Here is an 18,187-nt window from a genome sequence, read left to right as displayed (position 1 = left end):
GGTCATCGATCACGTGAGGAGAACTCCCTTGGCAATCCACAGCAGGCGTTCGTTCCTGGGGCGAACCGGCCTGGCCGTCGCGCCGGCCGTCGTCGGAGGCAGTTGGGCCCTTCCCGCTGCGGCCGACACCGGGACTCCCCGCGGCGAACTCGACAAGTACCTCGATCAGCTCGCCGCCGAGGACCGCTTCTCCGGCACGGTGCTGGTGATCCGCGACGGTCGCACTGTGCTGTCGCGCTCGATCGGCTTTGCAGACAAGAAGAACGGCGTCCGCAACCGGGCGGACACGAGGTACTGCCTGGCCTCGGTGACGAAGATGTTCACCGCGACCGCGATCGCCCAGCTCGCCCAACGTGGCTCGCTGAGTCTCGCCGACACGATCGGCAAGTACCTCAGCGGATTCAAGGCGGACGTCGCGGACAAGGTCACGATCCACAACCTCCTCACCCACACGTCCGGCCTCGGCGACTACATGCAGCTCGCGGGGTACTTCGAGGAATCGTCCACCTGGACCACGCCCCGCCAGATGATGGACGGCACTCTGCGCTTCATCCGCACCGAGTCGCTCGCCTTCGCGCCGGGCACCGCGAGCAAGTACAGCAACTCCGGCTTCCACGTCCTCGGCAGCATCGTCGAGAAGATCTCGGGAGAGTCGTACTACGACTACATCCGCAAGCACGTCTTCCGACCGGCCGGCATGACCTCGGCCGACTTCACCCTGCTGTCCCAGTGGCGGACCGACCGCCGCTTCGCACACCCGTATCCCACCGACGAATCAGGCAAGCGGTACGACGCTCTCGACGGGGACATGTTCGGCGTCATCGGCAGCCCGGCCGGCAATGCGTTCGCGACCGCGCCTGACCTGGTGCGCTTCGTGAAGGCACTGAACGACGGCACGCTGCTGAGCCCGACCTGGCGCGACGTGTTCGTCACCCCGAAGTTCGCGATGCCGACGCTGCCCGCGAAACCCGGACTGCCGGAGGTCATCAACTTCGTCGGGTACGGCGCGGACAGCGCGATCATCAACGGTGCGCTGATCACCGGGCACCTCGGCGGCGCGCCGGGCGTGAGCACGAGCGCCGAGTGGTACCCGAGCCGCGGCTGGACCGCCGTACACCTGGGCAACTACGACCCGACTCCCGGAGCCAACGTCAACCAGGAACTGCGCCAGGTCCTCACGAGCTAGGTAGGTAGGACGATCCGCACCGGGCCGGCCGCGCGGGCCTCGACCCACCGCAGGTGGAATTCGCTGCCGGGGGCAACTTCCGGCCGGCGCGAAGGCTCGGTGCGGAGGTTGACCGGCGCGGTCAGGGTGGTGGCGGCCGGCACGGACGGTACGCCGTTCGCCCGCACGTCGGCGATCACCTCCGCAAGCGCTTGGGCGGCAGGCTTGCGTTCGTGGTCGACGGTGAAGAGGCCCAGATCGTACTCGCGGTCCGGGAAGTCGAGCAGGCTCCGGTCGATGTCGTGCGACGACCACCACGTCACGCCGTACAGAGCCGGGTTCGGCAGCACGGTCTCGACGGTACGGCGGGTGAACTCGGCCTGCAGGTCCGTGGGGATATCAGGCCCGGGTACGCCGATCTCCTGCAGCCAGACGGGCCGCGCCGGGTCGAGCGCCGTCGCGTGAGCCAGCTCGACCAGGTAGTCGGCGTGGGTGAGCGTGGCCGGTCCGAGGGGACCGTCCACTCGTGAGACCCCGTTGAAAACCCACGAGTGGACAGTGCTCAGGTCACCCAGCTCCACGGCATCAACGGGGTGGAACGGGTGGTCGGCCTTGTACCAGGCGTCGTCGAACACAGAGTGCAGAGCGAGCACGTCCGGCGCGGCCTTCTTCAGCGTGGTCAGCAGATCCTGCGCCCAGGCGGTCGATGCGGCCGGAGTGGTCGAGCTGTCCGGCCAGAGGTTGTTGACCTCGTTCCCGAGCGTGATCGCGAAGACGTTCGGCTTCGTCGCCACCGCACGCGCCACGGCGTCGACGTACGCCGTGAGGCCGTCGCGGACCGTCGGATCCTCGAACAGGCTGCTCTTGTGCCAGGTCAGCACCCACGACGGGAGGAAGTCGAAGCTGGACAGGTGCCCCTGGATCAGGTCGACCGCGACGTTCAGCCCGTGCTCCGCGGCGGCGTCGATCGTGTCGAGCAGGTCGGCGATCGCGCGCCGGCGGATGATCGCCCGGTTCGGCTGGATCCACGGCCAGACCGGGAAGACGCGCACATGGTCCAGCCCGATCGCGGCCAGGTCGGCGAAGTCCCGGCGTACAGCGGCGCCGTCGTAGTCCAGCCAGCTGTAGAACCAGCCGCTGGAGGGGACGTAGTTGGCACCGAACCGGGGAACCGAAGGCATGCCGAGGATGCTAAATCGGTTTAGGGCGCGAGAGCAACATTAGCGCGGGGGAGCGGTGGACTCGCGGACCGTGAGGACCGGGTCGGCGGTACGGCGGTTGATCACCTGGGCGGGGTCGGCGATGATCTCGAGGAGCACCTCCGCGGCCTGGCGACCGAACTCGAACGTATCGCGGGACAGGGCCGTGAGAGCGGGGTGCATGAGCTGGGTGAGGATCGAGTCGTCGAACGCGACGATCGACAGATCGCCGGGGACCGAGACGCCCATCTCCATCGCGACGCCGAGCCCGGCGACTGCCATCACGTCGCTGTCGTAGACGATCGCGGTCGGCCGCTCCGACTGGGACAGCAGCTTGCGCGTGATCGCGGCGCCCTCCGCGTCGCTGAAGTCCGTGGTCAACGACGGGGCATCCACCAGGCCCAGGCGCGGGGCCGCGTCGCGGACGGCCCGGATCCGGCGCTGCGTGTGCTGGAAGTTCGGCGTACCGGCGACGTGGGCGATCCGGCGATGGCCGAGCGCGGCCAGGTATTCCACGATCGACAGCATCGCGTCGCGGTCGTCCGCCCAGACCGACGCGAGCGCGCCCTTCCCGCCCCGGCCGCCGATCACGACGGCGGGCAGCTCGAGCGCCTTGAGCTCGTCGACCCGCGGGTCCTTGACCGTCAGGTCGACCAGGATGACACCGTCGACGCGGTGCTCCGAGGCCCAGCGCCGGTACACCTCGATCTCGGCCGCGGTGTCCTCGACGATCAGCAGCTGCAGCGAGATCGACTCCGCGGACAGGCCGGACTGTACGCCGGACAGCAGGTGCGCGAAGAACGGCTCGACCCCCAGCGTCCGGGCCGGCCGCGCGATCACCATGCCGACCGAGTCCACCCGCGATGCCCCGAGCGCCCGCGCCGCGCTGTGCGGCCGCCAGCTCATCTGCTCGGCGATCTTCAGGATCCGCTCGCGGGTCGCGTCGCTGACACCCGGCCGCCCGTTCAGCGCGAACGACACAGCGCCCTTCGACACCCCCGCCTTGGTCGCAATATCCGCGATCGTCGGTCTGGCCACGTGTTCCTCCCTTCGAGGGTCTCTCAAGATTTTGCGCCTACTGCGCGGCGCTCGGCGAAGCGCAGCGCCGCGTTAGAGGACGAGGCACGGAGAACCCCACTCCGAGCCTCGCCCTCCGCCTTGCGCTGCACTCCGCCGAGCACCTGCTCGCTACGGCGCAAAATCCCGAGACACCCTCTGTCCCTTGACAGCGGATTCTACGATCCCCGATAGTGCAGGAGCTATACCGGTTTATCAAACCCAGGAGATTTCATGCGTAGACGCCGTCTGGCGCTGGTGGCCGCCCTTGCCGCCTCCGCTCTCACTCTGGCAGGTTGCGGCCTCGGATCCGAGGACTCCGGCAGCGGTGGCGCCAAGCCGACCGTCGACGCGAACGCCCAGGTGACCGGTGAGGTCAGCTTCCAGACGTGGGCGCTCAAGCCGAAGTTCACGTCGTACGTCGAAGGCGTGATCAAGGCCTTCGAAGCGAAGTACCCGGGCACGCACGTGACCTGGCTCGACCAGCCCGGCGACGGCTACGACAAGAAGGTGCTGAGCCAGGCGTCGGCCGGCCAGCTGCCCGATGTCACCAACCTGCCGCCGGACTTCGCGCTCAGCCTGGCCAAGCAGAACATGCTGCTCGACGTCGGTGCGGCCGACTCCAAACTCGCCGACGAGTACGTCGAGGGCGGGGTACAGGCCTACCAATACCAGGGGATGAACGGCACCTTCGGCTACCCGTGGTACCTGAACACCGACATCGACTACTGGAACGCGACGAAGTTCGCCGCGGCCGGCCTGGACGTGAAGAACCCGCCGAAGACCTTCGACGAGCTGCTCGCGGCCGCGAAGACGATGCACGACAAGACCGGCGGCAAGGAATACCTGATGAGCCGCCTGCCGGGCATCGGCGACTTCACCAACGCCGGCGTCAAGATCCTGTCTGACGACGGCAAGACGTTCACCTTCAACACCCCTGAGGCCGCCGCGCTGCTGGACAAGTACCGCGATGCGTACAAGGCCGGCTACATGCCGCGCGACATCCTGACCAACGAGTACCTGGGCAACTCCAAGCTCTTCACCCAGGGCAAGGTCGCCTGGACCACCGGCGGCGGCAACGCGATCCAGGACTTCCAGAAGGACAACCCGTCGCTGAAGGGCAAGGTCGTCCCGTCGCCCGCGCTCGACACCCCGCCCCTGTACGTGCAGGGCCTGTCGGTATCGGCCAAGACCAAGAACCAGGCCGCGGCGATCGCGCTCGCGCGGTTCGTCACCAACGCCGAGAACCAAGCCGCGTTCGCGAAGATCGTCAACATCTTCCCGTCCACCAAGGCCTCCGCCCAGGACCCGTACTTCTCGAAGTCCGACGGCACGCCGGAGAGCGACGCGAAGGTGCTCGCGTTCCAGTCGCTGGCCAAGGCGAAGAACCTGCAGCCGCCGGTGATCAGCGGCGCGACCAACGACTTCATCGGGCAGCAGATCTCGCTGGCGATCTCCGGCAAGATCACGTCCCAGGCGGCCCTCGACGCGGCGGTGGCGAAGGCCAACCAGCTCCTCACCCAGTAATGCGGTATCACCGTTGGTTCACCCCGTGGGTGCTGGTGATCCCAGCACTCACGTGGTTGCTCGTCTTCAACCTGTGGCCGTCGATCAACACCGTCATCCTGTCGTTCACGAACGCCAGGCCGATCGGCGGCGGCCACTTCGTCGGGCTGAAGAACTTCGAGACCCTGCTGCACGACGACCAGTTGCGGTGGGCCCTGCTCAACAGCGTCATCTACATGGTGGTCTGCCTGCCGTTCCTCACGGTGCTACCGCTGCTGCTCGCCGTACTGGTCGAGAAGAAGCTGCCCGGGATCACGTTCTTCCGTACCGCGTTCTACACGCCGGTGGTCGCGTCCGCGGTCGTGGTGGCGCTGATCTGGCAGTGGATCCTCGACGACCGCGGGCTGGTCAACGGGATGGCCGAGAAGCTCGGGTTCATCTCCGGGCCGTTGCCGTTCCTGTCCGACCAGTGGCTGTTGTTGCTGAGTGCAATCAGTCTGACGATCTGGAAGGGCCTCGGGTACTACATGATCATCTACCTGGCCGCCCTCGGGAACGTCGGGCGTGAGCTGCACGAGGCGGCCGCGGTCGACGGCGCCGGGCCATTCCGGCGGTTCGTGCACATCACGATCCCCGGCGTCCGCGGGACGATGATCCTGATCTCGATCCTGATCTCGGTGTCGGCGCTGCGGGTGTTCTCCGAGCTGTTCATCCTCAGCGGCGGCAAGGGCGGTCCGGGTGGGCGCGACAACTCGGTCGTGATGCTGATCCAGCAGTACAGCCAGGGTTTCGAGGGCAACCTCGGGTACGCGTCGGCGTTGTCGATCGTGCTGTTCTTCGTCACCGTCGTACCGATGCTCGTCCTGGCTCGCCTGAACCGTCGAGGAGCCGAAGCATGACCACTGTGACCGACCCAGCCCGGCCGGCCGTCGTCGAGGCGCCTGGTAAGCCGCCTGCGCGTCGGCGCGGTTCTTTCGGCTTCAACACGGTGTCGCCGCGCGAGAAGGTCGTGCGTTACCTGCTGCTGGCGTTCGTGCTGCTGATCACGATCGGGCCGTTCCTGTGGCAGTTGTCGACCTCGCTGAAGGGATCCGGGGAGGACATCTACACCCGGATCCCGCGGCTGCTGCCGGCCCAGCCGACGTTCGACCACTACAAAGAGGTCACCGACACGATCCCGGTCTGGGACTACGCGCGGAACTCGCTGGTGGTCGCCGTACTGGTTGTCGGCGGCAACGTGATCGGCGCGTCGCTGGCCGGGTTCGCGATCTCGCGGCTGCAGTTCCGGGGCCGCAAGATCGTGCTCGGGCTGTTCCTGGCGACGCTGGTGCTGCCGGGTGAGGTCACGATCATCTCGCAGTACGTGACGGTGCGGGAGTTCGGATTGGCGAACACCCTGTTCGGCGTCGCGCTGCCCGGCATGATCGGCGCGCTCAACGTCCTGCTGATGTACAACGCGTTCCGCGCGCTGCCGTTGGAGGTGGACCAGGCCGCGATCGTCGACGGCGCGAACGCCTGGCAACGATTCGTGTACGTCGGACTGCCGTCGGTGCGCGGGACAATCAGCGTGATCGCGATCTTCGCGTTCATCGGCGCGTGGGACGACTTCCTCTGGCCGCTGATCGTGCTCACCGACCCGAACAAGTACACGCTGACCGTCGGCCTGCAGTACCTGTCCGGGACCTTCAGCAACAACCCCCGCCTGATCGCCGCCGGCACGATGATCGCGTTCATCCCGATCGTGATCGTGTTCGCGACGCTGCAGCGGTTCTTCTTCAAGGGTGTCGAGGAGGGCGCCGTCAAGGGCTGAACCGTTGCTTCGATCCAGCTGTAACCGCCCATGCAGTACTTGGTTCGAAGGAGTGTGTCGCAATGTTGCGTAAGGCAATCACCTCGACGAGAACGCCGTACACCTGAACGACGATCCGCCGGAGTCGGCGAAGTTCACCCAGATGTGGGCCGACCTGCACGCGATGCAGGCCGCCGGGGTCAAGGTGTCGGCGTTCGTGGGTGGTGCGGCGCAGGGATCGTTCCAGCGGCTCGACACCCAGTTCGACACGTACTATCCGCGGCTGAAGAACCTCGTCACGACGTACGGGCTCGACGGTCTCGACCTGGACGTCGAGGAGAATATGTCGCAGGCCGGGATCAACCGGCTGATCGACCAGTTGACCACGGACTTCGGCACCGGCTTCGTCATCACGCTGGCGCCGGTCGCGCCCGCGCTGAGCGGCGGCGGCAACCTGTCCGGGCTCAACTACGAGACGCTCGAGCGGGACAAGGGCCCGAAGATCGACTTCTACAACGCGCAGTTCTACTGCGGCTGGGGCTCGATGGCGAACACCACCGGGTACGACGCCATCATCAACCGCGGCGTGTTCGCGGCGTCCAAGGTCGTCGCCGGTGTGGTCACGAACTCGGCCAACTGCTCCGGATATGTGCCGCTGGCAACGTTGAAGAGCACGGTGGGCGCGCTGGTCGCGAAGTACCCGACCTTCGGCGGCGTGGACGGCTGGGAGTACTTCAACTCCGACCCGGGCGGTACGGCGGCGCCGTGGCAATGGGCTCGTGAGATGACCTCGGCGATGGCCGGCAGCACCGGGCCGGTCAACCTCGCGCTGAACAAGGCTGCCAGCGGATCCGCGTCCTGCAACAGCAGCGAGACGCCGGCCAAGGCTGTGAACGGCAGCGTGTCGGGCGGGAACTCCGACAAGTTCTGCTCGCTCGCTTCCTCGAAGTTCCTCCAGGTGGATCTGGGTTCGGCTGTCTCGGTCGGTTCGGTGGAGATCTCGCACGCGTCGGCCGGCGGCGAGTCCGCGGCGTACAACACCCGCGCCTACACCCTGCAGACCTCCACCAACGGCTCGACCTGGACGACCCGGGCGACCGTCACCGCCAACACCGCTGCCGTCACCACCCATCCCCTGTCCGGGGTGACGGTCCGCTACCTCCGGCTCAGCATCACCACGCCTACCCAGGGCACGGATCCGGCAGCCCGCATCTACGAGCTCAAAGCCTTCGCCTGAGCAGCACCGACCAGCACCGAGCGGCCCGGCGTGTTCGCCGGGCCGCTCGGGTCTTTCGGTCGACTAGCGCACGAGCACGATCGAGTTGATCGGCGTGAAGTCGTGCGGGAGGTACGCGCCGGTGTCGCGGTAGATCGGACCGCATCCGGTGCCGTTGTAGCCGGTGCAGATCTGGAATCCCGCGCCGCCGGTCTGGCTGTTGATCGCGACCTTGCTTCCGATCACGTTCGACAGGTTGTGCGCGCCGTAGCTGTACCAGATGTTCTTGCTCAGGATGCTGCCGTTCGGCTCCTGCAGGCAGACGGCGCCTGACGGGCAGGCCGTTGCCGTGCCGGTGGTCGCCGCGTTCGCGGTCGGCGCGAGCGCCACGCCCGTACCGATCACAGCAGCAGCGATTCCGGCGGCAGTCATCGCGATCTTGCGCATATGTCATCCCCTCCGAGTGGTGGCCGCCGATCAGCGGCCTCACCATCGAAGCTAGTCCGTGATTAGGTGGCCCGGGGGAGGTTCGCGCCCATTTCGGCCCCAGCCGAAATGGGTTGAATTACTTCACCAGGACGATCGACCCGACGCCCGTGAAGTCGTGCGGCTGGTACGCACCGACCACCCGGGAGACCGGGCCGCACTGTCCAGTTCCGTTTCGTCCCTGACAGAGCTTGAACCCGGCGTTGTGCGTCTGGTTGTTGACCAGCACGTGGGTGCCGGCGACGTAGAGGTTGTGCGGAGCAAAGCTCCAGAAGATGTTCTTGGCAAGGATGTGCCCGTTGGTCTCACGGATGCAGACCGCACCCCTCGGACACGGTGTTACCGCTTCGGCGCCGGGCGCCAGTGCCACGCCGATACCGAGCACACCGGCGACGATCCCGGCGGCAGTTGTCACGATCTTCCGCATGCTGTTCCCCTCGAGTCAGAGCCTTCGGTGGAAGGCTTTCGGGCCCGAAAGTAGCCCGCACAAGGGCGGTGGAGGAGCCGCTTCGAAGGACGTCGAAGCGACCCGAATCAGTGCATTCGGGTCTCGGCGAAGCTCAGCCAGCGGGTCGTGTCGGCGGGGGTGTGGTGGCGGATGGACCAGTCGACCAGGCGGAGGCTCATGTGGGCCCAGTACAACCGCAGTACTGCGGGATCGAGCGTGTCGTCGAGCAGGTCGTCGAACCAGTCGAGCTTCGTGGCAGGCAGCCGCGACTCTGCGTCGAACCGCAACGTGACAAGGCCGAAGCGGCGGTCGCCGCGGCCGATGCCGTCCCAGTCGACGACGCCGGTGAGTTCGCCGTGTTCGTCGACCAGCACGTTGCCGGTGTGGAAGTCGAGGTGGACGAGGTCGTCGCCGGTCATGTCGCTCGGCTCGTCGCGGCCGACCTCGTGGACCCAGTCGAGCAGCCGCCGCGTGCGATCGTCGTACCGCTGGAGGGACTCGTGCAGGCAGAACCCCGGGCCGCTCTCGAGCAGGTACATCGACGGGACCGGCAGGTCGGCGGCCAGTCCCGTGAAGCGGTCCGTCAGCGCGATCATCGCTTCGAGCAGCGGGCGGTCGATCACCTCGGGCGGCCGCCCCGGCAGGCGCTCCTGGACGACACCGACCCCGTCAGTCACCTCGGTCAACAGCTGGTACTGCGGCACCGGCAGCCCGTCCAATCGCGCCGCGTCGAGCACTCGCGCCGTACGCCGCAGGTCGTCGAGCGAGCCGAACCCGCGGGTGAGAACGCCCTCCCGCCCATCAGGCCACCGCACAAACCCGGCGCCGACCTGCCCCTCGGCCGCCCGCCCCACGAACGTCAGGCCGGCCCCGGACCGCTCGTTCACCTCGCGCAGCATCTGCTCGGCGTCGAGCTTGGCGACCGGCGCGGGGATCTCGTCAGCAGACACGGATGCCGACCGTACCCGGCTCGCGCTGACCCCGACACACCTTTTTGGGGACCTGACACAGGTCATTGCCTGTGTCAGGTCCCCATTCCTTGTGTCGACCCACTGGGCGAACTTGTTCGTAACGAACATGTTCGTTAGGCTATGAGCATGGATGAACCGAGGAGTAGGCGGGAGCGGCCGGCCAAGGGTGCGCTGACGCGGCGGGGGATTGTGGCGGCTGCGGTTGAGGTGATGGGGGCCGAGGGGCTGGATCGCGTCACGATGCGGCGGCTGGCGAAGGAGCTTGATACCGGGCCGGCGTCGCTGTACGTCTACTTCCGCAACACTGCTCAGCTGCACGCCGCCGTGCTCGACGAACTGCTCGGCGCGGTGGACCTGTCGCCGGTCGACGCGGACGGCGATTGGAGAGACCGGCTCGAGGCGGTGCTGGCGTCGTACACGCTGGTCCTGTTCGAGTACCCGAGCCTCGCGCAATCTGCCGTGACCGCACGGCCGACAGGGGCGAACTACCTGCGTCTGGTGGAGTCGGTGCTCGCCCTGCTCGACGAAGGAGGCGTGCCGCCGCGGCAGGCGTCGTGGGGGCTCGACCTCTTGCTGCAGTTGGCCACCTCGACCGCCGCCGAGCACGCGGGCGGCGATGACCCGGAAGCGTGGGACGCAGTGGCCGCCGCGTTGCGGGCGGTCAAGGCGGACACGCATCCGCGGATCGCGGCCCTGGGGGAGGACCTGCTGAGTGGAGCGGGGCCGGACCGGACCTCGTGGGGCGTCCGCGTACTGATCAACGGAGTGCTGGCCACTCCACGCACAGAAGGAGAACGGGCATGATTGCGATCATCGGCGCCGGCCTGGGCGGTTTGACCCTGGCCCGCATCCTGCACGTCAACGGCATCGACGCTGTTGTCTACGAAGCTGAAGCCTCACCGACCGCCCGTACCCAGGGCGGCATGCTCGACATCCACGAGGAGTCGGGCCAGGCAGCGCTCAAAGCAGCCGGTCTGTACGACGACTTCCTGGGCCTCGTGATGCCGGGCGGCGAGGCGATGAAGGTGTACGACCGGCACGCCGTACTGCGGCTTGCCCACGAATACGAGGGCAGCGGCCGGCCCGAGGTGCATCGCCGCGACCTGCGCGAACTCCTGCTCGGCAGCCTGCCGGAGGGCATGATCCGCTGGGGCTCGAAGGTCGTCGAGGTGTCCGATGGCCGCGAGGTGCGGCTCGCTGACGGCACGAGCTTCACCGCCGACGTACTGATCGGCGCGGACGGCGCGTGGTCGAAGGTCAGGCAGCTCGTGTCGGATGCGACCCCGACGTACTCCGGTCTGTCCTTCGCGGAGCTGGATCTGGTCGATCCCGACGTACGGCACCCGGAGAGCGCCGAGCTGATGGGAGGGGGCTCGCTCTTCGCCCTGGGGGACGGCCGCGGCTTCCTCGGTCACCGCGAGCCGGATCGGCTGCATGTGTACGTCGCTGTGCAGACCGATGCTCCGTGGTCCGGGATCACGAGGGACGACCTGATGGCCGAGTTCGACGGCTGGGACGATCGCTTTCTCCGCCTGATCCGCGACTCCGATGTCGAGCCGTTCCCGCGCGCGATCCACGCGCTGCCGATCGGTCATCAGTGGAAGCGGGTCCCCGGTGTCACGCTCCTCGGCGACGCCGCCCACCTGATGTCCCCGTTCGCCGGCGAGGGCGCGAATCTGGCCATGCAGGACGCCGCCGAGCTTGCCGCCGCCCTCATCGCCGACCGCGAGGACACTGAGGCAGCCCTCGCCACGTACGAATCAGCCCTCTTCCCTCGCGCCGAGGAAGCCGCAAGGGAATCCGCTCAGAACATGGATGTCTGCTTCGCCCCGGACGCTCCCGACGGCCTCGTCGCGTTCTTCGCCGGCTTCAGCGCTGAGTAGCGGCCGGGAAGACGGCGCCGGTGTACTTCTCGCCGGGGCCTTGTCCGGCCTCGTCCTGGATGCTGCTGGCCTCGCGGAAGGCGAGTTGGAGCGAGCGGAGACCGTCCTTCAGCGGCGCGGCGTGGTGGTGGCCGAGGGCGGGCGCGGCCGCGTCGAGGAGGCCGGCGAGCGAATCGATCAGCGAGCGGGCCTCGTCGAGGTCCTTGTGGTCCGGGAGATCGGCGGCCAGGCCGAGGTTGACGGCCGCGGCGCTCATCAGGTGGAGTGCGGCGGTCGAGATGATCTCGACGGCGGGGACCTCGGCGATGTCGCGGGAAGCGGTCGACAGCGGGTCGGGCTGTTCGGCGCCGGGCTGTGCGGCACCGGAACGTGGAGTGGCATCTGCGTCGGTCATGCTGTTACTCTTACACGGCGACCGACCCGGTCTGTTGGTGACCCCTGAGTGGAATATTCAAGGGCCGCCGGCGGTTCTGGTCTAAGCGGAGGGCCACCTCCCACCCAGTCGATGAACAGTCGGCGGGTCCCGGTCAACGCTGAGAAATTCTGGAGGATATCCGGAGCATCACAGCGGTCGTACGGCGTACCACCCGGAGGGGTTGGGGCGTCGTCGATCTGGGAATTGGGCCTTCGTGTGATCGCACGAGGGCCTTTCGTGTTTTCTGGGTGGCTCCCGGCGATGACGAGGTGGCACAAGTACTAGTTCAACCCAGGAGGACCCATCACCACTGATTTGCGCGTCAACGAGCGCATCCGCGTTCCCGAAGTGCGACTGGTCGGACCGAACGGTGAGCAGGTTGGCATCGTCCGGATCGAAGACGCACTGCGGCTGGCCCAGGAGGCCGATCTCGACCTGGTCGAGGTCGCGGCAACCGCCCGGCCTCCGGTCTGCAAGTTGATGGATTTCGGCAAGTACAAGTACGAGACCGCGCAGAAGGCGCGCGAGTCACGCCGGAACCAGACCAACACCGTCATCAAAGAGATGAAGCTGCGGCCGAAGATCGACCCGCACGACTACGAGACCAAGAAGGGTCACGTGGTCCGGTTCCTGAAGGCCGGGGACAAGGTCAAGATCACCATCATGTTCCGCGGACGTGAGCAGTCCCGGCCCGAGCTCGGGTTCCGGTTGCTGCAGCGGCTGGCCGAAGACGTGACCGAGCTCGGCTTCGTCGAGTCCTCGCCGCGCCAGGACGGCCGGAACATGATCATGGTGCTCGGGCCGCACAAGAAGAAGTCCGAAGCGCGCGTGGACGTGGAAGCCGAGAAGGCGCAACGCAAGGCCGAGCGCGAGGCCGACGAGCAGGCTGAGCGCGTGGAGCGCGCCGAGCAGGCTCAGGCCCACGAGGCCGAACGCGCCGCCGGCGTCACGAAGAAGCCGAAGGGTCCGGCCGACAACCTCGACCCGGAGTGACGCAACGCTCCGGCGGCCGAGGCGGCCGGAGCCGGTCACACCGAAGTTCGAGTCAACGAAGATAATCAGGAGCACAACAGCCATGCCGAAGATGAAGACCCACTCGGGGATGAAGAAGCGCGTCCGGATCACCGGGACGGGCAAGGTTCGCCGCGAGCAGACCGGTGTCCGCCACCTCGCCGAGGCGAAGACGTCCAAGCGCAAGCGGCGCCTGAGCGGCACCGTCGAGGTTGCACCCGCGTTCGCGAAGAAGGCCAAGAAGCTTCTCGGCATCTGAGCATCACCCTCAACCCCCCGAACATCCCGCCGAGTGGGCCAACCTCTCTCCGGCGCAGAAATACAAGGAGTAACACCTCATGGCACGCGTGAAGCGGGCAGTCAACGCCCACAAGAAGCGTCGTACCGTACTTGAGCAGGCCAGTGGCTACCGCGGCCAGCGCTCGCGGCTGTACCGCAAGGCCAAGGAGCAGGTCACCCACTCGCTCGTCTACGCCTACCGTGACCGCAAGGCGCGCAAGGGCGACTTCCGCAAGCTGTGGATCCAGCGGATCAACGCCGCTGTCCGGGCCGAGGACCTGACCTACAACCGCTTCATCCAGGGCCTGCGGCTCGCCGAGGTCGAGGTCGACCGCAAGATCCTGGCCGACCTGGCTGTCAACGACCCGGCGGCGTTCTCCGCGCTCGTGCAGGTGGCCAAGGCCGCCCTGCCGGCGGACGTGAACGCGCCGAAGACCGACGCCGCGGCCTGAGCAACACCCTTACACCACAGTGGCGAGTCCCGGTCTGCTGACCGCGCAATCAGCGCGTATCAAGCAGGCTCGGCGGCTCGCCACTCGTGCGTTCCGGCGTAAGGCCGGCCGGTTCCTGGTCGAGGGCCCGCAGGCCGTCCGGGAAGCACTCGAGCACCGCGAGCTCGTCGTCGAGGTGTACGCCGAACCCGAGGTCGCGACCCGTCATCGTGACCTCCACGACCTGGCCGCGGCGGCCGGCGTCCCGTGGTTCGAGGTCAATCGTGCTGCCGTCGAGGCGTTGAGCGAGACCGTCACCTCGCAAGGCGTCGTCGCCGTCTGCTCGCTGGTGACCGTGCCGTTCGCGCCGGCCGGCACGCTGATCGCGGCCGGCGTACAGGTCCGCGATCCCGGCAATGTCGGGACCTTGATTCGTACGGCGGACGCGGCCGGCGCGGATGCCGTCGTACTGACGACCGAGTCCGTCGACCCGCATAACCCGAAGGCGGTCCGGGCCAGTGTCGGCAGCATCTTCCACGTGCCGATCAGTACGGACGTCGACATCGTCGAGGCCGTCGAGTCGTGGCGTGGCCAGGGTCTGCAGGTGCTCGCCGCCGACGGGTACGGCGCGACCGACCTCGACACGTGCATCGACGACGGGACGCTCGCCAAGCCGACCGTGTGGCTGTTCGGCAACGAGGCGCACGGTCTGCCCGACGGCATCAACGCCGTCGTCGACCACTCGGTGAAGGTCCCCATCTACGGCCGAGCCGAGTCGCTCAACCTCGCGACGGCCGCCGCCATCTGCCTGTACGCGTCGGCACGGGCGCAGCGGCGATGACGTTCGATCTGCCGGGGCGGTTCTGGCGCGGGAACCTGCATACGCACACGAACCTTTCCGACGGTTACCTGTCACCGGCCGAGACCGCGCAGGTCTACCGGGGCGCCGGGTACGACTTCGTCGCGATCACCGACCACTTCCGGCCCGAGTACGGGTACCCGGTGACGGACACCCGCGACCTGCGAACAGACGGCTTCACCACGCTGATCGGTGCCGAACTCCACGCCCCGCGGACCGAAGCCGGCCAGCAATGGCACATCATCGCCGCCGGCCTACCCTTGGACTTCGCCGCTCCTTCCAACTCCGAAACCGGTCCTGAGCTTGCACGCCGAGCACGGACCGCCGGAGCATTCGTGGGCATGGCCCACCCGTCGGCCTCACTGCTGACCGCGATCGACGCGGAAAGCCTCGATGCTGCCCACTCGGTCGAGGTCTACAACGCACTGTCCGACCGCGAGAACCGCGGCGACAGTTGGCACCTCGCCGACGTCCTGCTGAACCGCGGCCACCGCCTGACGACGTACGCCGCCGACGACGCCCACCTACAACCCCAGGACCCGCCGCCCTGCCAGGCCTGGGTCCACGTCCGCGCCGAAACCCTCGACCCGGACGCACTCCTCACCGCCCTGAAGGCCGGCCATTTCTACTCCAGCACCGGCCCCGAGCTGTACGACGTCCGCATCGAGGGCGAGGTGATCGCCGTCCGCTGCTCACCCGCCACCAAGATCCTCCTCACCGGCGGCCACCCCGGCGCAGAACTTGCCCAAGGCACCAACCTCACCGAGTGCAGCCTCCCCTGGAGCTTGTTCCGAGGCCGCCACTGCCGCATCACCATCGAAGACGCAACCGGCCGCCGAGCCTGGACCAACCCCATCCACCTGCCGTGCTCATAGCCTGTGGATAACTCAGTCCGCTGATGCCTTCGGTGTGCGAGCCTTTCATCACGTACCGCTGACGAAAGGACTCCAGCATGCTGTGGCCCGTGCTCCGCGCGCTCTCCATCGGCGAGCTGACCGATGACCAGCTGACCTGGGTCCGGGAGACGTTCGGCCTGACCGACGGGCCGCGGACCGAAGGACCAGCCGCCGAAGACAGCCTCGCGCACCGGACACTGACCGATGAGCACGGTGTCGAGCTCATCCTCGACCTTGCCGGTCTGGATGATGACGCTTGGGTGTTCACGCTGTTCCGGACGACGGCCGAGAATCCGTCCGCAGTGTCCGTCGAGGGGTGGCGCGCCGCCTTCCGCGCGGCGATCGACCATCTCAACCTCGAACTGGTCGAGATCCAGCCGGCCGCGACGGCAGATGAGGTGCTGTTGGCCTACTCGGAGCCGACCTACACCCCGGAGTCCGCGTTCCGCGCCCACTGGGCCTTCCCCGACGAGCTGGACCTGCTCTGGCCTCACCTCGGTCTCCTCCGCGATGCCCCCCGCAAGGTCAAGCAGGTCAAGCTCCGCGACCTCATGCTGACCCCCGCCTGGGACCTGGCTCCGGCTTCCCTGCACCAGCAGGCAAAGGAGTTCCTCGATGGCAACTGATGCATCGCCATCAGGAGCAGAACGGTCCGAGACGCACGAGCGCCAGAGGTACCAGCGCCTCGGCGAGGCCCTGCTCACCCACGACGGCCGGATCGGCAGCACTCCGCAGGCGAAGACCATCGCGATCGAAGCGCTTGCCCGGCGAATGCGCTCGTCGACACCAGAGCTGGTCCTGGCCGCGATGGGCCTGGTCGTCGGCAACGACATGGCCGGTCGGCTCGGCGACGGCAGCTACGTGCTGGTCGCGCACGACGAGCGTTACCCGTCGATGGGTGCCGACGTACTGCACGGCGACGAGCTGCGTTCCGACAAGTACCAGTCGTCCGCGGAACGTGCTGTGCGGATGGACACCGACGAGGCCGAGCGCCGGGTTCGCATGATCGCGACCAGCGAGCTGATGAGCGCCTGGTCCTACGGATCGAACAACAATGCGCGGGTTCTGGCGCTGCAGGAGATCACCCGTGAGGAGTTCGGCCTGCGGGGCGTGCTGGGCTGGAAGGTGGACCGGAGGACGCAGCGAGCGACGACTCTCGAGCTCAAGTACAACAGGAACGCGCTGACCGACTTCCTCCGGACGCAACACGCGATGACCCAGGAGGTTCTCCGGGGCCGTGGGATCACCGAGCTGCTGTCGTACCGGGCGCTCAGTTGGGCCGGGGGAAAGGAGCAGCCGTCGTGGGCCGGACGAAGCGTCGGGGCTGTGGTCGAGGCTCCGCAGCGGCCGCTGTCGAGCTGGTCGGCCGATCGCCAGGTGGTCGTCGACTGGCTGACGAAGCGGGGCGAGCACGGTGTCGTCCTCGTTGCGCGGCACTCGGCGCAGGACATCGTCTCGCTGCCGATCACCGGGATGGGGTTTCTGGACCAGAAGGAATGGGTGACGCTGCCTGGCGACCAGCGTGCCGTGATCGACGCCGTCGTTCCGGGTCGGCCGCGCCGCGAGCGGGCGCAGTCGGCGACGCCTGCTCGCGGACCTGACGGTCCGGCATCAGCCACCGAGAACGCCGAGCCGGCGCCCGGCCCGGGATGGCAGCCGCAAACCGTCGCGGCGCGGGTGAGCGCGCCCGGCGCTCTGGATGTGCGGATCGGACGGATCCTCGACGGCGCCGAGGACGTGCCGTCCTGGTGGCCCCGGGACGACTCCGGCTACAGCATCGCTCAGCGGGACCTGGAGTTCTTGCGGATCGATCCGCAACACCTGCGGTGGATGCTCACAGGTCAGTCCCCGATCGGGCTGACACCTAGGCTCTACAAGCAGTTCGCAGGTGAGCTGGGGGATGCGCTCGAACAGGACCGGGTTGCAGGCACCCAGGCTGACGTCAGGCTGAAAGGCTCGGCCGCCGGGTTCTTCTCCGGCCTGCACAAGACCCTGCCCACCGAGGCCGAGTTGTCGGGCAGACCCGAAGCGCTGGAGCGGATCCGGGAGTGGTTCGACGGTGACGAGAACCGCCCGCTGCGTCGTCCGTACGACGCGATGTACCGGCTCGGTCTGGAGCGGGAGCCGAGTGACTACGACCTCGATATCAACAGCACGACCGCGGTTCGGGCGGCCCGCGCGTACTGGCGCGACCAGCAGGGTGACCGATATCCGGGGGATTTCATGGGCGGTCACGGCTACCTCGACAAACACGCTGTCCGCGGCGCGCTGCCGAATCTCGCCGAGTGGGCGGCGCGCTGGGAGGACAGGCTTGGCCGGCCGTTGTCGCTTGGGGTGTTCGAATCCACCGGGCCGTTCGACGAGGCGGCCATCGGTCGAAGGTTGTCGGAGCATTTCAAGGACTCCGATTGGATCATCCACCGCGGTCAGAAGTTCGCCGGTCCGAATGCTCCGCGGCTGCAGCGCCCGCCCGCGGCAGCGCAGCCGGACCATCTGCGGCGTGCGTCTGCCGGGATCCACCGGTCGAAAGACCGCGACGGCCGCCGGTGACGTCCTGCCGCTCTGATTGACGGCCTG

General features: G+C 67.6%; 20 protein-coding genes. 14 read left to right on the top strand and 6 right to left on the bottom strand.

The genetic code is table 11. From position 1 onward, the window contains the following. Window positions 1-28 precede the first annotated feature (28 nt). On the top strand, window positions 29-1,186 hold the full coding sequence (locus ACQPYH_RS33290) for a serine hydrolase domain-containing protein (protein WP_432879543.1): 1,158 nt from the start codon (window positions 29-31) through the stop codon (window positions 1,184-1,186). On the opposite strand, the gene ACQPYH_RS33285 is transcribed toward ACQPYH_RS33290, so the two are convergent. Continuing rightward, window positions 1,183-2,346 carry a glycoside hydrolase 5 family protein gene (locus tag ACQPYH_RS33285; RefSeq protein WP_432879539.1) on the bottom strand — a complete coding sequence of 388 codons (1,164 nt, stop codon included), beginning with the start codon at window positions 2,344-2,346 and terminating at the stop codon, window positions 1,183-1,185. The genes ACQPYH_RS33290 and ACQPYH_RS33285 overlap by 4 nt on opposite strands. 39 nt (window positions 2,347-2,385) lie before the next feature. Beyond that, window positions 2,386-3,402, bottom strand: coding sequence for a LacI family DNA-binding transcriptional regulator (locus ACQPYH_RS33280; RefSeq protein WP_432879536.1), 1,017 nt, complete (start codon window positions 3,400-3,402; stop codon window positions 2,386-2,388). Window positions 3,403-3,654: 252 nt separating this feature from the next. Here ACQPYH_RS33280 and ACQPYH_RS33275 point away from each other — a divergent pair, with 252 nt between their 5' ends. From ACQPYH_RS33275 to ACQPYH_RS33260, 4 genes are all read left to right on the top strand, one after another. Then, window positions 3,655-4,947 (top strand): ABC transporter substrate-binding protein, encoded by a 1,293-nt coding sequence (locus ACQPYH_RS33275; protein ID WP_432879533.1) that lies wholly within the window; start codon window positions 3,655-3,657, stop codon window positions 4,945-4,947. After that, complete coding sequence (locus tag ACQPYH_RS33270; protein ID WP_432879531.1) at window positions 4,947-5,825, top strand: carbohydrate ABC transporter permease; 879 nt, start codon at window positions 4,947-4,949, stop codon at window positions 5,823-5,825. Before ACQPYH_RS33275 ends, ACQPYH_RS33270 begins: the two co-directional genes overlap by 1 nt. Next, window positions 5,822-6,736, top strand: a complete 915-nt coding sequence (locus ACQPYH_RS33265; protein WP_432879528.1) for a carbohydrate ABC transporter permease — start codon at window positions 5,822-5,824, stop codon at window positions 6,734-6,736. The genes ACQPYH_RS33270 and ACQPYH_RS33265 overlap by 4 nt, the downstream gene beginning before the upstream one ends. 142 nt (window positions 6,737-6,878) lie before the next feature. After that, window positions 6,879-7,952 (top strand): galactose-binding domain-containing protein, encoded by a 1,074-nt coding sequence (locus tag ACQPYH_RS33260; protein WP_432879526.1) that lies wholly within the window; start codon window positions 6,879-6,881, stop codon window positions 7,950-7,952. Between the two features lie 63 nt (window positions 7,953-8,015). On the opposite strand, the gene ACQPYH_RS33255 is transcribed toward ACQPYH_RS33260, so the two are convergent. From ACQPYH_RS33255 to ACQPYH_RS33245, 3 genes are all read right to left on the bottom strand, one after another. Next, window positions 8,016-8,378 (bottom strand): hypothetical protein, encoded by a 363-nt coding sequence (locus ACQPYH_RS33255; protein WP_432879524.1) that lies wholly within the window; start codon window positions 8,376-8,378, stop codon window positions 8,016-8,018. 118 nt (window positions 8,379-8,496) lie between these two features. After that, window positions 8,497-8,844, bottom strand: coding sequence for a hypothetical protein (locus ACQPYH_RS33250; RefSeq protein WP_432879522.1), 348 nt, complete (start codon window positions 8,842-8,844; stop codon window positions 8,497-8,499). A gap of 107 nt (window positions 8,845-8,951) precedes the next feature. Beyond that, window positions 8,952-9,815 (bottom strand): phosphotransferase family protein, encoded by an 864-nt coding sequence (locus ACQPYH_RS33245; RefSeq protein ID WP_432879521.1) that lies wholly within the window; start codon window positions 9,813-9,815, stop codon window positions 8,952-8,954. A gap of 147 nt (window positions 9,816-9,962) precedes the next feature. Between ACQPYH_RS33245 and ACQPYH_RS33240 the strand changes: the two genes are divergently transcribed. Both ACQPYH_RS33240 and ACQPYH_RS33235 read left to right on the top strand, forming a co-directional pair. Further along, window positions 9,963-10,640, top strand: a complete 678-nt coding sequence (locus ACQPYH_RS33240; protein WP_432879519.1) for a TetR/AcrR family transcriptional regulator — start codon at window positions 9,963-9,965, stop codon at window positions 10,638-10,640. Continuing rightward, the gene (locus tag ACQPYH_RS33235; protein ID WP_432879517.1) at window positions 10,637-11,719 is read left to right on the top strand and encodes an FAD-dependent oxidoreductase; all 1,083 of its coding nucleotides are present in this window, start codon (window positions 10,637-10,639) and stop codon (window positions 11,717-11,719) included. The genes ACQPYH_RS33240 and ACQPYH_RS33235 overlap by 4 nt, the downstream gene beginning before the upstream one ends. On the opposite strand, the gene ACQPYH_RS33230 is transcribed toward ACQPYH_RS33235, so the two are convergent. Then, a complete protein-coding gene (locus ACQPYH_RS33230; RefSeq protein WP_432879514.1) occupies window positions 11,706-12,113 on the bottom strand; it encodes a DUF1844 domain-containing protein in 408 nt (135 codons plus the stop codon). The two genes, ACQPYH_RS33235 and ACQPYH_RS33230, sit on opposite strands and share 14 nt — an antisense overlap. 369 nt (window positions 12,114-12,482) lie before the next feature. Here ACQPYH_RS33230 and infC point away from each other — a divergent pair, with 369 nt between their 5' ends. From infC to ACQPYH_RS33195, 7 genes are all read left to right on the top strand, one after another. Further along, window positions 12,483-13,127: a translation initiation factor IF-3 gene (infC, locus tag ACQPYH_RS33225; RefSeq protein ID WP_432879511.1), complete on the top strand. Its 645-nt coding sequence runs from the start codon at window positions 12,483-12,485 to the stop codon at window positions 13,125-13,127. 82 nt (window positions 13,128-13,209) lie between these two features. After that, window positions 13,210-13,404, top strand: a complete 195-nt coding sequence (rpmI, locus tag ACQPYH_RS33220) for a 50S ribosomal protein L35 (RefSeq protein ID WP_130439409.1) — start codon at window positions 13,210-13,212, stop codon at window positions 13,402-13,404. Between the two features lie 79 nt (window positions 13,405-13,483). Further along, on the top strand, window positions 13,484-13,876 hold the full coding sequence (rplT, locus tag ACQPYH_RS33215; protein WP_130439407.1) for a 50S ribosomal protein L20: 393 nt from the start codon (window positions 13,484-13,486) through the stop codon (window positions 13,874-13,876). A 19-nt stretch (window positions 13,877-13,895) separates the two neighbouring features. Next, on the top strand, window positions 13,896-14,696 hold the full coding sequence (locus ACQPYH_RS33210) for a TrmH family RNA methyltransferase (RefSeq protein ID WP_432879507.1): 801 nt from the start codon (window positions 13,896-13,898) through the stop codon (window positions 14,694-14,696). Then, on the top strand, window positions 14,693-15,589 hold the full coding sequence (locus tag ACQPYH_RS33205) for a CehA/McbA family metallohydrolase (protein WP_432879505.1): 897 nt from the start codon (window positions 14,693-14,695) through the stop codon (window positions 15,587-15,589). Before ACQPYH_RS33210 ends, ACQPYH_RS33205 begins: the two co-directional genes overlap by 4 nt. Before the next feature lie 77 nt (window positions 15,590-15,666). Further along, window positions 15,667-16,236, top strand: a complete 570-nt coding sequence (locus ACQPYH_RS33200) for a hypothetical protein (RefSeq protein ID WP_432879502.1) — start codon at window positions 15,667-15,669, stop codon at window positions 16,234-16,236. Next, a complete protein-coding gene (locus ACQPYH_RS33195) occupies window positions 16,226-18,160 on the top strand; it encodes a hypothetical protein (RefSeq protein ID WP_432879500.1) in 1,935 nt (644 codons plus the stop codon). The genes ACQPYH_RS33200 and ACQPYH_RS33195 overlap by 11 nt, the downstream gene beginning before the upstream one ends. Window positions 18,161-18,187: the final 27 nt, after the last annotated feature.

The organism is Kribbella sp. CA-245084, from assembly GCF_050942355.1.
Lineage (GTDB): Bacteria > Actinomycetota > Actinomycetes > Propionibacteriales > Kribbellaceae > Kribbella.
The sequence above is the reverse complement of the archived record's forward strand: the minus strand, read 5'-3'. Positions and strand labels throughout refer to the sequence as shown.

Coding starts and splice junctions, on each gene's coding strand:
- ACQPYH_RS33285 (WP_432879539.1), bottom strand. CDS start 2,346: ATGCCTTCGGTTCCCCGGTTCGGTGCCAACTACGTCCCCTCCAGCGGC.
- ACQPYH_RS33275 (WP_432879533.1), top strand. CDS start 3,655: ATGCGTAGACGCCGTCTGGCGCTGGTGGCCGCCCTTGCCGCCTCCGCT.
- ACQPYH_RS33270 (WP_432879531.1), top strand. CDS start 4,947: ATGCGGTATCACCGTTGGTTCACCCCGTGGGTGCTGGTGATCCCAGCA.
- ACQPYH_RS33265 (WP_432879528.1), top strand. CDS start 5,822: ATGACCACTGTGACCGACCCAGCCCGGCCGGCCGTCGTCGAGGCGCCT.
- ACQPYH_RS33260 (WP_432879526.1), top strand. CDS start 6,879: ATGTGGGCCGACCTGCACGCGATGCAGGCCGCCGGGGTCAAGGTGTCG.
- ACQPYH_RS33255 (WP_432879524.1), bottom strand. CDS start 8,378: ATGCGCAAGATCGCGATGACTGCCGCCGGAATCGCTGCTGCTGTGATC.
- ACQPYH_RS33250 (WP_432879522.1), bottom strand. CDS start 8,844: ATGCGGAAGATCGTGACAACTGCCGCCGGGATCGTCGCCGGTGTGCTC.
- ACQPYH_RS33240 (WP_432879519.1), top strand. CDS start 9,963: ATGGATGAACCGAGGAGTAGGCGGGAGCGGCCGGCCAAGGGTGCGCTG.
- ACQPYH_RS33235 (WP_432879517.1), top strand. CDS start 10,637: ATGATTGCGATCATCGGCGCCGGCCTGGGCGGTTTGACCCTGGCCCGC.
- ACQPYH_RS33230 (WP_432879514.1), bottom strand. CDS start 12,113: ATGACCGACGCAGATGCCACTCCACGTTCCGGTGCCGCACAGCCCGGC.
- rpmI (WP_130439409.1), top strand. CDS start 13,210: ATGCCGAAGATGAAGACCCACTCGGGGATGAAGAAGCGCGTCCGGATC.
- rplT (WP_130439407.1), top strand. CDS start 13,484: ATGGCACGCGTGAAGCGGGCAGTCAACGCCCACAAGAAGCGTCGTACC.
- ACQPYH_RS33205 (WP_432879505.1), top strand. CDS start 14,693: ATGACGTTCGATCTGCCGGGGCGGTTCTGGCGCGGGAACCTGCATACG.
- ACQPYH_RS33200 (WP_432879502.1), top strand. CDS start 15,667: ATGCTGTGGCCCGTGCTCCGCGCGCTCTCCATCGGCGAGCTGACCGAT.
- ACQPYH_RS33195 (WP_432879500.1), top strand. CDS start 16,226: ATGGCAACTGATGCATCGCCATCAGGAGCAGAACGGTCCGAGACGCAC.